At 69.8% G+C, this 15,576-nt stretch carries 9 protein-coding genes; 3 read left to right on the plus strand and 6 right to left on the minus strand.

Annotated elements, in window-relative coordinates; all coding sequences use genetic code 11:
- Positions 1-12: 12 nt before the first annotated feature.
- The 5 genes from ACFQ6S_RS30120 to uvrC all read right to left on the minus strand — a co-directional run bounded on the left by ACFQ6S_RS30120 (position 13) and on the right by uvrC (position 8,368).
- Positions 13-2,967 (minus strand): M14 family zinc carboxypeptidase, encoded by a 2,955-nt coding sequence (locus ACFQ6S_RS30120; protein ID WP_383416497.1) that lies wholly within the window; start codon positions 2,965-2,967, stop codon positions 13-15.
- A 151-nt stretch (positions 2,968-3,118) separates the two neighbouring features.
- Positions 3,119-4,108, minus strand: coding sequence for a DNA-binding protein WhiA (gene whiA, locus ACFQ6S_RS30125; protein WP_328428511.1), 990 nt, complete (start codon positions 4,106-4,108; stop codon positions 3,119-3,121).
- Positions 4,099-5,166 (minus strand): uridine diphosphate-N-acetylglucosamine-binding protein YvcK, encoded by a 1,068-nt coding sequence (gene yvcK, locus ACFQ6S_RS30130; protein WP_383416501.1) that lies wholly within the window; start codon positions 5,164-5,166, stop codon positions 4,099-4,101. Before yvcK ends, whiA begins: the two co-directional genes overlap by 10 nt.
- Positions 5,163-6,179, minus strand: coding sequence for an RNase adapter RapZ (gene rapZ, locus ACFQ6S_RS30135; RefSeq protein ID WP_383416504.1), 1,017 nt, complete (start codon positions 6,177-6,179; stop codon positions 5,163-5,165). The genes yvcK and rapZ overlap by 4 nt, the downstream gene beginning before the upstream one ends.
- A complete protein-coding gene (gene uvrC, locus ACFQ6S_RS30140) occupies positions 6,176-8,368 on the minus strand; it encodes an excinuclease ABC subunit UvrC (protein WP_383416507.1) in 2,193 nt (730 codons plus the stop codon). The genes rapZ and uvrC overlap by 4 nt, the downstream gene beginning before the upstream one ends.
- Positions 8,369-8,909: 541 nt before the next feature.
- On the opposite strand from uvrC, the gene ACFQ6S_RS30145 reads away from it, so the two are divergent.
- From ACFQ6S_RS30145 to ACFQ6S_RS30155, 3 genes are all read left to right on the plus strand, one after another.
- On the plus strand, positions 8,910-9,872 hold the full coding sequence (locus ACFQ6S_RS30145) for a hypothetical protein (protein WP_383416510.1): 963 nt from the start codon (positions 8,910-8,912) through the stop codon (positions 9,870-9,872).
- Between the two features lie 230 nt (positions 9,873-10,102).
- Positions 10,103-11,269 carry a LacI family DNA-binding transcriptional regulator gene (locus ACFQ6S_RS30150; protein ID WP_383416513.1) on the plus strand — a complete coding sequence of 389 codons (1,167 nt, stop codon included), beginning with the start codon at positions 10,103-10,105 and terminating at the stop codon, positions 11,267-11,269.
- A complete protein-coding gene (locus ACFQ6S_RS30155; RefSeq protein ID WP_383416516.1) occupies positions 11,266-12,177 on the plus strand; it encodes a carbohydrate kinase in 912 nt (303 codons plus the stop codon). Before ACFQ6S_RS30150 ends, ACFQ6S_RS30155 begins: the two co-directional genes overlap by 4 nt.
- Before the next feature lie 155 nt (positions 12,178-12,332).
- Here the strand turns inward: ACFQ6S_RS30155 and uvrA are convergent, their stop codons facing one another.
- Positions 12,333-15,389: an excinuclease ABC subunit UvrA gene (uvrA, locus tag ACFQ6S_RS30160; RefSeq protein ID WP_383416518.1), complete on the minus strand. Its 3,057-nt coding sequence runs from the start codon at positions 15,387-15,389 to the stop codon at positions 12,333-12,335.
- Between the last annotated feature and the right edge of the window lie 187 nt (positions 15,390-15,576).

Consider the following 15,576-nt stretch of genomic DNA (forward strand, 5'->3'; position numbering starts at 1 on the left):
GACCTCGGCGTGTCAGTTCTCAAGTGAGGAAAGGGCCTTTCCGATGAGCGCCGCACGATCGGCCGCCGCGGTGACGTGTTCCAGGCCGAAGCCGAGGAGCACCGTGTCGTCCGTGGTGATCGCGCCGTAGGTCTGGAACAACGCTCCGGTGCGCGCCCAGTCCTTGAGCACGGCCGGGCTGCCCGCGGGCGGTCCGGTCACGCTCCAGGCGCCGAGCGACGTCTCGAAGCCCTCGGTCTCGGTGGCCGTGCCGCCGACGACGAGCGCGGCCTGGTCGGCGAGGACGCCGCGACCGCCGAAGCCCGGGTCGGAGACATAGCTGATCGAGATCTCGACCGACTTGCCGGCGTACGCGCTCAGGTCGAACTCCACCTGCTTCCAGCCCGCGGAGGCGCCGGTGAGGGCGTTCCACTGGCCGCTGGTGCCGGACGCGGTGCAGCCCGCGGCCGACTGCGTCAGGTAGTGCTTGAGCCAGGGGTGTTCGGCCATGTAGAAGCCGGCCTCGCACTCCGCGGGCACCGTGCTGCTGCCGGCGCCGCCCTTCTCGGGAAGCGTCGTCCAGTCCTCGCCCCCGGTGGTGTGGGCCTCGATCAGGACATTGTCGTAGCCGGGCTCGACGTCCCACAGCAACTGGGTGCGCAGGGTCGGCTGCTGTGCCGCGGTCACCCCGGTGAGGTCGACGGTCCTGGTGAGCCGCTTGTAGGCGTCGTCGGTGTGCACGGCGGCCGCCATCCACGAACCCGCGTAGGGGCCGTACGGGTTGATCGTTCCGGCGAACTGGCCCGCGCCCGCGCTGGCGAACTGCGGGTACTTGTCGGCGGCCAGCTGGTCCGAGGTGACGCTGTAACTCCCGGCCTTGTCCAGCGGGTTGCCGGTGGCGTCGCCGAGTGTTCCGGCGAAGCCGCCGAGTTCACCGGAGCCGGTGAAGCCGGTGGCGCCGGGGAGCGACGTACGGGTGTAGGCGCCCAGGTAGTACTGGCTGAAGTCGTTCGACAGGGTGCCGTCACCGAGGTCGACGTTGCCGCCGGCCTGCTCGCCCGCCTCCATCAGCTTGCCGCCCTCGTTGAGGTAGGCGCGCAGCTGGAGCTGGGTGGCGTTGCCGGGGACGTTCGCGCCGGTGTAGTGGACGACGGTGTCGAAGTGGCTCAGCACGCCGAGCGCGTCCGGCGCGCCCTGTGCGGCGACGTCCCAGACGATGGCCCGGTGGCCGTTGGCCTTGAGCGCGTCGACGTACTTCTGCGCGTGGGCGGCGCCGGCGCCCTCCTCGGCGACCACGAGCACGTCCGCGCGCGGCCGTTCGGCCACGGTGTACGTGAAGTGCGCGCTGGAGACCTTCTTTCCGCTCCTGGTCTCGCCCGTGAACCACACCTCGACCTTGTCGCCCTGGTCGCCGTCGGCGACCTTGGCGCGGTACTGGTCGAAGTAGAGGTTGTCCTCACCGCCGTACGTCTCGCCGCCCTTCCATGACCTCAGCGCCATGTCGTGCGTACGGCCGCCGTTGACGCGGTACTTGAGCTCCTTGTCACGCACGGACTTGCGTGCGACGACGGAGATTTCCTGGTCCGCGCCGCGGGAGTACGACGTGGTGAACGGCGCCGGGGTGAAGTCGGCGGCCTTCAGACCGAGCGAGGAGACGGGCTGGTCGGGACGCTCGGCGCTTTCGGCGACCGAGAGCGCGAACGGCACGTTCTTGGCGAACTCGTCCTGGATCAGCTTCTCGTCGTCCGGGAAGTTGAACACCGACTGGCAGTCGGCCGCGTTCCACTGGTCGTTCGGGTCGATGTTCGACGCGGTCTGGCAGGTCGACATCTCGGGCGTGTACATCGCCAGGCCGTTGACGTTCGAGGCGTGACCGTCGGCCTCGCCGTTGGTCGTGTACAGCTCCGAGGAGACCTGCGGGCGGTAGCCGGGGATCGCGGAGTTGTCCGGGGTGCCGGCGAGCGCCTTGTACAGCACGTCGTCGGGGGTGTCGGTGGCCACCTGCCAGCCGACGCCGTAGAGGAGGAGTTCGGCGGCGGAGTGGTAGTTGATGCCGTAGGTGAAGCCGATGCGCTTCTGGAAGGAGTCCAGCGCCTTGGTCTCGGGCTCCGAGGCAGGGGACGTGCCGCGGTAGGTCTCGCTGGTGGGGTTGGGGGACGAACCCTCGTCGTCGTAGCCCCACTTGTAGGTGAAGTTGCGGTTGAGGTCGACGCCGTCGCCGGTGCTGATGGTGCCGTCGGCGTTGCTGTCCCGCAGGTTCTTGCGCCACAGACGGTTGGCGGAGTCCTTGAAGGTGTAGTCGTAGCCGTCGGGGTTGGCCGAGAGGACGAACCACAGCTCGGTCGAGTCGACGATCTTCTTGATCCGCTTGTCCGTCTTGTAGTTGTCCAGGTAGTGGTGCATCAGGCGCCGGGTCATCTCCGGCGTGATCCACTCGCGCGCGTGCTGGTTGGACATGTAGAGGACGGAAGGCTTGGAACCGTCCTTCGTGTTCTTCGCGTTCTTGCTGAGCTTGAGCGCCAGGATGTCCTGGCCGTTGACCGTCTTGCCGATGGAGACGACCTTGGTGAGGCCGGGGTTCTCCTGTCCGGTCCGGACGATCTCCTCCTTGAGGCCCCCGCTTCCGCTGTACGGGCGGTACACGCCCTCGGCGGCCTTCTCGGTGCGGGCCTCCGCCTTGGCGGAGAGGTCGTGCTCGGTGAGCTCGACGCCCTGCTTCCCGAGCTTCTCGGCCTGGTCGTCGGTGAGGTAGACCTCGACGGTGGCCGTGCCCTTCTCGGGCGCCTGCTCACTGAGTTCGTGGCCGTCCTGACCGGCCGCCAGCAGCAGGGGTACCTGCTTCTTGGTGACCTCGGCCCGGAAGACCTTGACTTCGCTCGGGTCGGTTTCCTGTGAACTTCCCGGTTGTGCCTGGGCGATGGGTGCGATACTCGCTCCACCTATGAGGAGCGCGCCGACAGCGAGGATCGATCTCGCTCTGGGTCTCATGTACCCCCCTAGCAGTGTTCCGCCACAGTGACGAATGACTGCCAGGCTCATGCCACTTCATGTTCCAGTCAAGAGTGCCGCAAAGACTGACAAATACTGGTGCCGACGCCCCAAGTGGACGTCGGCACCAAGGTATTGACGATCTCTTGCGTCACCCCACGAGGTTGTCCGCCAGCTCCTCGGAGAGATTGGCCTCCGTGCCCGGGATGCCGAGGTCCTGCGCCCGCTTGTCGGCCATGGCCAGCAGCCGGCGGATCCGGCCGGCCACGGCGTCCTTGGTCAGCGGCGGGTCGGCGAGCGCGCCCAGCTCCTCCAGGGAGGCCTGCTTGTGCTCCATGCGCAGGCGTCCGGCGGCGGCGAGGTGCTCGGGGACCTCCTCGGCGAGGATCTCCAGGGCGCGCTGGACGCGGGCACCGGCGGCGACGGCCGCGCGCGCGGAACGGCGGAGGTTGGCGTCGTCGAAGTTGGCGAGGCGGTTAGCGGTGGCGCGGACCTCGCGGCGCATCCGGCGCTCCTCCCAGGCCAGCACGGACTCGTGCGCGCCGAGGCGGGTGAGCAGGGCGCCGATCGCGTCACCGTCCCGGACGACCACGCGGTCCACGCCGCGCACCTCGCGGGCCTTCGCCGCGATCGACAGACGCCGGGCGGCGCCGACCAGGGCGAGCGCGGCCTCGGGGCCCGGGCAGGTCACCTCGAGGGAGGACGAGCGGCCGGGCTCGGTGAGCGAGCCGTGCGCGAGGAAGGCACCCCGCCAAGCGGCCTCGGCATCACAGGTCGCGCCGGAGACCACCTGCGGGGGCAGACCGCGGATCGGGCGGCCGCGCCCGTCGACCAGGCCGGTCTGGCGGGCCAGCTGGTCACCGCCCGCGACCACACGAACGACGTAGCGCGAGCCGCGGCGCAGCCCGCCCGGCGCCATCACGATCAGCTCGGAGCTGTGGCCGAAGATCTCCAGGATGTCCCGCTTCAGCCGGCGCGCCGCCATCGCGGTGTCCAGCTCCGCCTCGATCACGATGCGCCCGCTGACCAGGTGGAGGCCGCCGGCGAACCGCAGAATGGCGGAGACCTCCGCCTTCCTGCAGCAGGTCCGGGTGACGGGGAGCCGGGAGATCTCATCCTTCACCGCTGCCGTCATCGCCATGGGCCGATCCTTCCATGCATCCGAAAAATACGGTCGTACGCGGCGGCGAGGAGCTCCGGGTCGTGCCGGGGCGTCCCGTCCGTCCGGGCCACCGGGGCCAGCTCGACCGCGGCGCCGAGCCGCTTGGCGGCCTCGGTGAGCACTTCGCGGTCGGGCACGGCGGCCTCGTCGGCCAGCACCACGTCCAGGGCGAGTTTAGGGGCGTGTCGTCCCAAAACCTCCAAATGACGCTGCGGGGAGAAGCCCTCGGTTTCTCCCGGCTGCGGCGCGAGGTTCAGGGAGAGTACCCGGCGCGCCTTCGTCTCGGTGAGCGCGTCCAGCAGTTCGGGCACCAGCAGGTGCGGGATGACCGAGGAGAACCAGGACCCCGGGCCGAGCACCACCCAGTCGGCGTCCCGGACGGCGGCGACGGCCTCCGGGACGGCGGGCGGGTCGAGCGGCACGACGTGCACCGACTGCACCTCACCGGGGGTGAGGGCGACGTTGGCCTGACCGCGGACGGTCCCGACCTCCTCGGGCCGGTCCGGGTCGTGCCCCTTGACCAGGGCCTGCAGCTCCAGCGGTACGGCGGACATGGGCAGCACCCGCCCGTGCGCGCCGAGCAGCTTGCCGACCAGGTCGAGGGCCTGGACATGGTCGCCTAGCTGCTCCCACAGGGCGACGATCAGCAGATTGCCGACCGCGTGGTCGTGCAGGTCGCCCTGGGAGTGGAAGCGGTGCTGGATGACGCGGGCCCAGGTCTGGCCCCAGTCGTCGTCGCCGCACAGCGCTGCCAGGGCCTTGCGCAGATCCCCGGGCGGGAGCACGCCCAGTTCGTCGCGCAGACGCCCGCTGGAGCCGCCGTCGTCGGCCACGGTGACGACGGCGGTGAGGTCGCCGGTGATCCGGCGCAGCGCGGCGAGCGAGGCGGACAGGCCCATGCCGCCGCCGAGGGCGACGACCTTGGGCTGGGCGCCCCGGCGGCGAGGCTTCGCCCCGCGGGCCTCGACGGGCCGGCCGGCGCGCGACTCGGGCACCGCGCGGCGCAGCCTGCTCAGCCGGGGAGTACGTCCCGTCATTCCCGTCCCATGTCCCGGTGCACGACCACCGTCTCCACGCCCTGGGAGGCAAGGCGTGCCGCGAGCTTCTCGGATGTGGCGACCGAGCGGTGCTTGCCGCCGGTGCAGCCGACGGCGATCGTCACGTACCGCTTGCCCTCGCGGCGGTATCCGGCCGCGATCAGCTGGAGCAGCTCGGAGTAACGGTCGATGAACTCCTTCGCGCCGGGCTGGTTGAAGACGTACGCCGACACCTCCTCGTTGAGGCCGGTGTAGGGGCGCAGCTCCGGGACCCAGTGCGGGTTGGGCAGGAAGCGCATGTCCACGACCAGGTCGGCGTCGACCGGGAGGCCGTACTTGAAGCCGAAGGACATCACCGTGGCCCGCAGCTCGGGCTCCTCCTCGCCGGCGAACTGGGCGTCCATCTTGGCCCGCAGCTCGTGCACATTGAGGCTGGAGGTGTCGATCACCAGGTCGGCGTCGCCGCGCAGCTCACGCAGCAGCTCACGCTCGGCGGCGATGCCGTCGACGATCCGGCCGTCGCCCTGGAGCGGGTGCGGGCGGCGCACCGACTCGAAGCGGCGCACCAGGGCGTCGTCGGAGGACTCCAGGAACACGATCCGGCGCGTGACGCCCCGGGTGTCGAGGTCGGAGAGCGAGTCGCGGAGGTTGTCGAAGAAGCGCCGGCCGCGGACGTCGACGACCACCGCGATCCGCGCCACGTTGCCCTGGGACCGGGCGCCGAGCTCCACCATGGTGGGGATCAGCGCGGGCGGGAGGTTGTCCACGACGAACCAGCCGAGGTCCTCCAGACACTTGGCCGCCGTGGAGCGGCCGGCCCCGGACATGCCGGAGATGATCACCAGCTCGGGGATGGCCGGCTCGGGGCTCCCGGCTGTATCGCTTCCCGTACTCACCTGTGCTCCGTCTTTCTGGAGTGCGTCCTGCTGGGTGAGATCCTCGCCGGTCTTCTTGTGCGTTTCCTGGGCTTGCTGATCTCGCTCGGCTGTGGGCTGCTTGTCGTGCTCGCTCATCTCTCCTGCCCCCGTCGTTCGTCCGGGGCGCCCGCGGACACGGGCTCCCCCGAGGTCTCCGCCGTCGTCTCGGATTCCTCGTCATCCATGATCTCTCCAGTCGCCGTGTTCACGGCGGGTGCGGCCGGGGCCGCCCGGGCGAAGGCCGCGGCGATCGTCTCGGCCGTCTTGCGACCTATGCCGGGAACCTCGCAGATCTGGTCGATGGTCGCAGCTCGCAGCTTCTTCACCGAACCGAAGTGCTTGATCAACGCCTGTTTGCGGGTCTCGCCGAGGCCGGGGACGTCGTCCAGCGGGCTGGACCGGAAGCGCTTGGCGCGCTTGGTGCGCTGGTAGGTGATCGCGAAGCGGTGCGCCTCGTCGCGGACACGCTGGAGCAGGTACAGGCCCTCGCTGGTACGGGGCAGGACGACCGGGTCGTCGTCACCGGGCAGCCAGACCTCCTCCAAGCGCTTGGCCAGGCCGCAGACCGCGATGTCATCGATGCCGAGCTCGTCCAGCGCCCGCTGAGCGGCCGCGACCTGGGGCTGTCCACCGTCGACGACGACGAGCTGGGGCGGGTAGGCGAAACGCTTGGGGCGTCCGTCGTCGTCCTTGAGGCCGTTCGCGAGGGGGGCGGCGGAGGTGTCGGTGAGGCCGGTGGAGGAGGGCTCGCTGAGGCCGGCGGACGAGGTGTCGCCGAGCGGGTCGGACGAGGAGTCCGTGAGGGAGCCGGAGGACGAGCCGGTCGGGGAGCCGGAAGCGGTGTCGGCGAGGGCGTCCTCGCCGTCGGTCCACTCGCCCGTCCGCTCCTTCTCGGCGAGGTAGCGCTTGAAGCGGCGGGTGATCACCTCGTGCATGGAGCGGACGTCGTCCTGGCCCTCGAAGCCCTTGATCTGGAAGCGGCGGTACTCGCTCTTGCGGGCCAGGCCGTCCTCGAAGACGACCATGGAGGCCACCACGTCATCGCCCTGGAGATGCGAGATGTCGTAGCACTCGATCCTGAGCGGGGCGCTGTCCAGGTCGAGGGCGTCGGCGATCTCCTCCAGCGCGCGCGAGCGAGTGGTCAGATCGGAAGCGCGCTTGGTCTTGTGCAGGACGAGCGCCTGCTGGGCGTTGCGCTCGACGGTCTCCATGAGGGCGCGCTTGTCACCCCGCTGGGGGATGCGCAACGAGACGTTCGAGCCGCGCCGGCCCGTCAGCCACTCCTGCACGGGCTCCAGCGGGTCGGGCAGGGCCGGGACGAGGACCTCCTTGGGCACCGCGTCCCCGGTCTCCTCGCCGTAGAGCTGCTGGAGGGCGTGCTCGACGAGGGCGCCGGTGGTGATCTCCTCGACCTTGTCGGTGACCCAGCCGCGCTGGCCGCGCACCCGCCCGCCGCGGACGTGGAAGATCTGCACGGCCGCCTCCAGCTCGTCCTCGGCGACGGCGATGAGGTCGGCGTCGGTCGCGTCGGCGAGCACGACCGCGCTCTTCTCCATGGCCTTCTTCAGGGCCTCGATGTCGTCGCGCAGGCGGGCGGCCCGCTCGTACTCCATCTCGTCGGCCGCCTCCATCATCTGCGTCTCCAGGCGGCGCAGATACGTGCCCGTGCGGCCGGCCATGAAGTCGGAGAACTCCTCGGCCAGTTCACGGTGGTCCTCGGCGGAGACGCGTCCGACGCAGGGGGCGGAGCACTTGCCGATGTAGCCGAGCAGGCAGGGGCGGCCAGTACGGGAGGCGTTCTTGAAGACGCCGGCCGAGCAGGTGCGGACCGGGAAGACGCGCAGGAGGAGGTCGACGGTGTCGCGGATCGCCCACGCGTGCGCGTACGGTCCGAAGTACCGAACGCCCTTCTTCTTGTGACCGCGCATCACCTGAACGCGCGGGAACTCCTCGTTCATCGTCACCGCGAGATAGGGGTAGCTCTTGTCGTCGCGGTATTTGACGTTGAACCGGGGGTCGTACTCCTTGATCCAGGAGTACTCCAGCTGAAGGGCCTCGACCTCCGTCGACACCACCGTCCACTCCACGGACGCGGCCGTGGTCACCATGGTGCGGGTGCGCGGGTGGAGGCCCGCCAGGTCCTGGAAGTAGTTCGCCAGGCGCTGGCGCAGGCTCTTCGCCTTTCCGACGTAGATCACCCGGCGGTGCTCGTCACGGAACCTGTACACCCCGGGGGAGTCCGGGATCTGTCCCGGCTTGGGGCGGTAGCTGGAGGGGTCGGCCATGTCTCACACCCTACTGGCGCCCGGTGACAGTCCGGCGAGGCTGTGGATAACCCCCGCCATGGTCAGCGGGGCCCCGGAACGTGAGAACCGCCGGCGCAGGACGGTGATCGTCACTGTCCCCACCGCCTCCGGAGCCGAACGGTCGCCTCTCCGCCCGACGGGACCCCCCGGAGCGTTCTCCACGTCGCCGAGCCCAGGTCTCCCCCCACCTGGGCGGCTGACGCCCCGGCGTCCGCCTGGCACCGTCATCCATGCCTCGGGCCGGCCAGCGGAAGCGGCAGCCGCGTACGTCCGACGCCGTGCCTTTGCCCCCTCCCCCTCGGTACCCCACGCACGCATCGCGACTCGGCCAGGAGTGCGTGGCGGTTGGGCATCAGGTGTTGTCGGGGCTTGGTCAACACGCTTCAATGCGGGGGAACTCGGGGATCTGAACGGCGGCGTACGGATGTGAAGACTCCCCCACCGCGCCGACGGGGTGGCCCCGACCACTCGAGTGAACGGTCTGACCAGCCGTTGTGACCAACCACAGAAAGGCCCCTGCATGCTGCACGCCACACAGCACGCGGACATCGCCACCGTCGCCGTCTCCTCCGCGGAGCTGGACACGGCTCTGCGAGGCGGCCCCTTCCATGTCGCCCTGCGTGCGGCGATAGCCGCCCGGGGACTGCCGCTTCAGCGTGTGCAGCACCATCTGTCCCGTCGCGGTGTGAAGGTCGGCGTCACCAGCCTGAGCTACTGGCAGCAGGGGGCCCGCCGTCCGCAGCGCCCCGAGTCACTTCGCGCGGTACGGGCGTTGGAGGAGATACTCCAGCTCCCCGAGGAGTCGCTGATCCGGCTGCTCTCCGAGGCCGACGACCACTCCGCCCTCCAGCAGCCCGCCGCCCGTTCCTACCGCTCCCTGATGGAGGCCTCGGGCGTGCTGGAGCGGCTGCTGACCGAACTGAACTGCCCGGTCGACGGCGGCCTGCACACGCTCGGTCACCACGAGCAGGTGCGGATCGGTGCGCGCCGCGAACTGGCGGGCCGTGAGTCGCACCACATCGTGCGTGCCCACAAGGACGGCGTGGACCGATACGTGGCCGTCCACCACGGCGACCCGGGATGCGCGCCGGAACGCATGACGGTGCACGCCATGGAGAACTGCCATACGGGACGGGTCCGTTGGCACCACGACACCGGCATCCTCGTCACCGAGCTGCTCTTCGGCACCCGTCTGCGGGCCGGCGACACCTATCTCTTCCGCTACGGCGTCGAGGACGGCACGGCCGAGGTGTCCCGCGAGTACGCCCGTGGCTTCCATTTCGCGGGCGGCCAGTACGCCCTCCAGGTCCGCTTCGCCGAGAACGCCCTCCCGGCCCGCTGCCACCGCTTCGCCCAGCATTCGGCGGCGGCACCCCGCAGCGGCCGCCAGGGCCTGGCCCTCAGCGGGCCGCATCACTGCGTTCACCTCGTCGAGCCACGGGTGCGGACGGGGATCGTGGGCATCGGATGGGAGTGGGAGTGAGCGGATCCGCCGCTCCGAGCCGTTGCCGGCTGATCTGACCGCCGCCTGCTGATCCCGGTGTGCCTTGGCCTTCCCCTGGATGGTTCGGTTCCGTTCGGGTTGATGGGTTCGGTTCCGTTCGTGACGTAAACGATTGCGCAAGCGTTTACGTGGGGCTTCGAATGGGATACCTTCCCGGCCAGAAGCAGCCCGGTGGCCCGGGACGGGCGCCGCACAGGGAGGGGATCGCGATGGCGACCATGGCCGACGTCGCGCGAAGCGCCGGCGTGTCCGTGGCGACCGTCTCGCATGTGCTGAACGGGACCCGTCCCGTGCTCCCGCACACCCGCCAGGCGGTGCTGGACGCCATCGAGCAGCTCGGCTACACGCCCAACACCTTGGCCCGTTCCCTGGTGACCTCCCGCACCCGCTCCATCGGGCTCGCGGTGTCGGCCATCAGCAACCCCTACTTCACGGAGATTCTCCAGGGCGTCGAGGCCGCCGCCCTGGAACACGGCTACAGCCTGCTCATCGCCGACCCGCACGACGACCCGGCACATGAACGCAAGGTCGCTCAGCTTCTGCACGAGCGCCGCGTGGACGGTGTGATCGTCGCGCCCTCCGCCGACCCGCACGAGCTCCTCGCCTATCTCGGGCGCCACAAGGTGCCGACTGTCCTCCTCGACCGTGTGGTCGACGATCCGGCGGACGGCTCGCCGCGATTCGACCAGGTCTGCGCCGACGGTGCCGCACCCATGGCCCACCTGGTCACCCACCTCGCCGGCCTCGGTCACCGGCGGATCGGTCTGGTCGCCAGACTGCCCGGACTCAGCACCACCGGCGAGCGGCTCACCGGATACCGGGACGGTCTGACGGCCGCCGGGCTCGCGTACGACGGAGGGCTCGTCGAGCATGGAGACTCCGAGTCGGCCGGCGCCGAGCGGGCCACCGCCGCGCTGCTGTCGCTCGACTCGCCACCCACCGCACTCGTCACCGCCAACAATGCGATGACCATGGGTGCCCTGCGCGCCCTGCGCGACCTCGGCCTGTCCGTGCCCAACGACATCGCGCTGTGCTGCTTCGACGACTTTGCCTGGGCCGACCTGGTCTCGCCCCGGCTCACCGCGGTGGCCCAGCCCAGCAGGGAGATCGGCGCCCAGGCCCTCCGTGTGCTCCTGGACCGCCTCGCCTCGCCGGACCGGCCCGCCCGGACCGTGCGGCTCGCCTGCGCTTTCGTGCATCGCACCTCGTGCGGCTGCCCCGAAGATCCGGGACGGCCGGGAAGATCCACGAGGTCGGAGATCTCCGGGAAGCCACAGCTCCCGGTGGGTTCCGATGAACCGGAGGGCGCTACCGAACCCCCGATGTCCGACAGCCCCGAACAGTCCCTGAGCTCCGTGAAAGGAACCGTCTCGTGATCGTCGTCGCCGGTGAGGCCCTGATCGACCTGGTACCGCAGGGCACGGGTGCCCTCGCCGGACTGAAGCCGGCGCTCGGTGGCGGCCCCTTCAACACCGCCGTGGCCCTCGGCCGCCTCGGCTCCCCCACCGCCTTCTGCTCCCGGACCTCCTCCGACGCGTTCGGCGAGGCCCTGCTCGACGGGCTGCGGGAGGCGGGGGTGGATGTGTCGGCAGTGCAGCGCGGCGTGGAACCGACCACGCTCGCGGTCGCCACCATCGACGAGAAGGGCTCGGCCGCCTACTCCTTCTATGTCGAGGGCACCGCCGACCGGCTCTTCACCGCACCTCCGGAGCTGCCCGCGGCGGCCCGCGCGGTCTCCTTCGGCACCTGTTCGCTCGTCCTGGAACCGGGGGCGAGTGCCTATGAGGAGCTGATGCGGAATGCGGCCGCGCAAGGGGTGTTCACCGCGCTCGACCCGAACATACGGGCCGGACTGATCCCCGACCCGGATGGATACCGGGCCCGGTTCAAGAGCTGGCTGCCGTCGGTGGCGCTGCTCAAGCTCTCCGAGGAGGACGCGCTGTGGCTGGGCGGCACTCCTCGTGAGTGGCTGGCCGCGGGACCTGCGGCCGTCGTGATCACTCGGGGCGGTGACGGTCTGACCGTCTTCACAGGGGACGGCGCGGAGCATTCCGTGCCGGGCGAAGAGGTGGACGTCGTGGACACGATCGGTGCGGGCGACACCGTGAACGCGGCTCTGTTGCACGGCTTGGCCGCTCAGGACGCCCTGTCCGCCGAGGCGCTCGTGGGACTCGGCGCCGACGGCTGGACACGGCTGCTGCGGTTCGCGGCGCGGGCTGCCGCGATCACCTGCTCCCGGGCGGGAGCAGAACCGCCGTACACCTCCGAACTGGGGGACTTCTAGGAGGCGTTCGCTTTCCAGGCCACTGTTGAGGAGTCAAGGTCCGTCATGGCCGCCTGGATCGGGCGGCTGATCATGCAACGGACGGCGCCCCGAGGGGAGTTCCCGCGGGGCGCCGCACTTTCTCAGATTGTGTCGGGACTCGTGGTCCGCCGGTCTCAGGCCTTGCGGGCCCGCGTCGTCTTCTTCGCGGGCGTGGCCTTCTTCGCGGCAGCCGCCTTCTTCGTGGCTCCGGCCGCCTTGTCGGTGGCCTTGTTGTTGACCGTCCTGGTGGTCCTGGCCGTCGCGGTCTTCTTCGCCGTCGACCCTGCCGCGACCGTCTTCCTGGCCGCCGCCTTGCGCGGGGCCTTCACCGAGGCCGCGTCGCTGATCCGGTCGGCGTCGAGGATCTCGCGCAGGAACTTGCCGGTGTGGCTGGTGGGAACCGCGGCGATCGCCTCGGGCGTGCCCTCGGCGATCACGAGACCGCCGCCGGCGCCGCCCTCGGGGCCCATGTCCACGACCCAGTCGGCGGTCTTGATCACATCGAGGTTGTGCTCGATGACGATGACCGTGTTGCCCTTGTCGACCAGACCGGACAGGACCGTCAGCAGCTTGCTGATGTCCTCGAAGTGCAGACCGGTGGTCGGCTCGTCGAGGACGTAGACCGTGCGGCCGGTGGAGCGCTTCTGCAGCTCGCTGGCGAGCTTCACGCGCTGTGCCTCACCGCCGGACAGGGTGGTCGCGGACTGTCCGAGCCGGACGTAGCCGAGACCGACGTCGTTGAGCGTCTTGAGGTGGCGGTTGATCGCCGGGACGGCCTCGAAGAAGTCCATGGCCTCTTCGATCGGCATGTTCAGGACCTCGGAGATGGACTTGCCCTTGTAGTGGACCTCCAGGGTCTCCCGGTTGTACCGGGCGCCGTGGCAGACCTCGCACGGGACGTAAACGTCCGGGAGGAAGTTCATCTCGATCTTGATGGTGCCGTCGCCCGCGCAGTTCTCGCAGCGGCCGCCCTTGACGTTGAAGGAGAAGCGGCCCGGCATGTAGCCGCGGACCTTCGCCTCGGTGGTCTCGGCGAACAGCTTGCGGATGTGGTCGAAGACGCCGGTGTACGTCGCCGGGTTCGAGCGCGGGGTGCGGCCGATGGGCGACTGGTCGACGTGGACGACCTTGTCGACGAGGTCGTCGCCGTCCACGCGCGTGTGCCGCCCGGGGACGCTGCGGGCGCCGTTGAGCTCGCGGGCCAGGTGCGTGTACAGGATGTCGTTGACCAGCGTCGACTTGCCGGAACCGGACACGCCCGTGACCGCGGTGAACACGCCCAGCGGGAACGAGACGTCGATGTCCTGGAGGTTGTTCTCCCGGGCGCCGTGCACCGTGAGCTGTCGGGACGGGTCGTGCGGGCGCCGGATGTCGGGCAGCGGGATCGCCTTCTTGCCGGACAGGTACTGACCGGTCTGCGACTCCGCGTTGGCGAGCAGCTCCTTCAGGGAGCCGCTGTGCACGACCTTGCCGCCGTACTCACCGGCGCCGGGGCCGATGTCGACGATCCAGTCGGCGGTCTTGATGGTGTCCTCGTCGTGCTCGACGACGATGAGCGTGTTGCCCATGTCGCGCAGCCGGACGAGAGTCTCGATCAGCCGGTGGTTGTCGCGCTGGTGCAGACCGATGGACGGCTCGTCGAGGACGTACAGCACTCCGACGAGTCCGGAGCCGATCTGTGTGGCCAGGCGGATGCGCTGGGCCTCACCGCCGGAGAGGGTGCCCGCCGCGCGGTTGAGCGAGAGGTAGTCCAGGCCGACGTCGACCAGGAACCGCAGCCGCTCGTTGACCTCCTTCAGCACGCGCTCGGCGATCTTCTTGTCGCGGGCGTTGAGCTTCAGCTTGCCCAGGAAGTCCGCGCAGTCGCTGATGGACATCGCCGAGACCTCGGCGATCGACTTCTCCATGATCGTGACCGCGAGGACGATCGGCTTCAGGCGTGTGCCCTCACAGGTGGGGCAGGGCACCTCGCGCATGTAGCCCTCGAAGCGCTCGCGGCTGGCGTCGCTCTCGGCCTCGCTGTGCCGGCGCTTGACGAAGGGGACGGCACCTTCGAAGGGCGTGGTGTACACGCGCTCGCGGCCGTACCGGTTGCGGTAGCGGACCTCGATCTGCGTCTTGTGGCCGTACAGCAGGGCCTTCTTGGCGCGCTGCGGCAGGCCCGCGAAGGGGATGTCCGTCCGGAAGCCCAGCGCGTCCGCGAGGGCGCCGATCAGACGGCCGAAGTAGTCCTTGGTGTGGCCGTGCGACCAGGGGTGGATGGCGCCCTCGTCGAGGGACTTGTCCTCGTCCGGGACGATCAGCTCGGGGTCGACCTCCATGCGCGTACCGATACCGGTGCACTCGGGGCAGGCGCCGAAGGGCGAGTTGAAGGAGAAGGAGCGCGGCTCCAGCTCCTCGAAGGAGAGGTCGTCGTACGCGCAGTACAGGTGCTCCGAGTACATGCGCTCGCGCTCGGGGTCGTCCTCGGGGAGGTCGACGAAGTCGAGCACGACCATGCCGCCGGACAGCCCGAGGGCGGTCTCCACGGAGTCGGTGAGCCGGCGCTTGGCGGAGTCCTTCACCGTGAGACGGTCGACGACCACCTCGATGGTGTGCTTCTCCTGCTTCTTCAGCGTGGGCGGGTTGGACAGCTGGATCGTCTCGCCGTCCACACGCGCGCGTGAGTAGCCCTTGGTCTGGAGGTCGGCGAAGAGGTCGACGAACTCGCCCTTGCGCTCGCGCACCAGCGGCGACAGGACCTGGAAGCGGCTCCCCTCCGGCAGCTCCAGGACCTTGTCGACGATGGCCTGCGGCGACTGGCGTGAGATCGGACGGCCGCACTCGGGGCAGTGCGGCTTGCCGATGCGCGCGAAGAGCAGTCGCAGGTAGTCGTAGACCTCGGTGATGGTGCCGACCGTCGAGCGCGGGTTGCGCGAGGTCGACTTCTGGTCGATGGAGACCGCCGGGGACAGACCCTCGATGAAGTCGACGTCCGGCTTGTCCATCTGGCCGAGGAACTGCCGGGCGTACGACGACAGCGACTCCACGTAGCGCCGCTGGCCCTCGGCGAAGATCGTGTCGAAGGCCAGCGAGGACTTGCCCGACCCTGACAGGCCCGTGAAGACGATGAGCGAATCGCGCGGCAGGTCGAGCGAGACATTCTTCAGGTTGTGCTCGCGCGCGCCACGGACGATGAGACGGTCGGCCACGCCGGTCCGCACCTTTCTTGAGAGAAGTGACAGGGGGCGAGGCCCCCGTGTGTTCTCGGACTAGGCCCCGTGTTTCCCAGACTAGGGGGAGCCACTGACAACGCCGGTCGGATTCCCGGATAGGACAACAATCCCGGGCCATCCAGCATGCCCGACGTCACGACCGACCCTATAGCACGCGCATTCG

The sequence above is a fragment of the Streptomyces sp. NPDC056479 genome (genome assembly GCF_042795335.1).
Taxonomy (GTDB): domain Bacteria; phylum Actinomycetota; class Actinomycetes; order Streptomycetales; family Streptomycetaceae; genus Streptomyces.

Bases quoted from the DNA above. Each gene is read 5' to 3' on its own strand.
- ACFQ6S_RS30120 (WP_383416497.1), bottom strand. From the start codon at position 2,967: ATGAGACCCAGAGCGAGATCGATCCTCGCTGTCGGCGCGCTCCTCATA.
- whiA (WP_328428511.1), bottom strand. From the start codon at position 4,108: ATGGCGATGACGGCAGCGGTGAAGGATGAGATCTCCCGGCTCCCCGTC.
- yvcK (WP_383416501.1), bottom strand. From the start codon at position 5,166: ATGACGGGACGTACTCCCCGGCTGAGCAGGCTGCGCCGCGCGGTGCCC.
- rapZ (WP_383416504.1), bottom strand. From the start codon at position 6,179: ATGAGCGAGCACGACAAGCAGCCCACAGCCGAGCGAGATCAGCAAGCC.
- uvrC (WP_383416507.1), bottom strand. From the start codon at position 8,368: ATGGCCGACCCCTCCAGCTACCGCCCCAAGCCGGGACAGATCCCGGAC.
- ACFQ6S_RS30145 (WP_383416510.1), top strand. From the start codon at position 8,910: ATGCTGCACGCCACACAGCACGCGGACATCGCCACCGTCGCCGTCTCC.
- ACFQ6S_RS30150 (WP_383416513.1), top strand. From the start codon at position 10,103: ATGGCGACCATGGCCGACGTCGCGCGAAGCGCCGGCGTGTCCGTGGCG.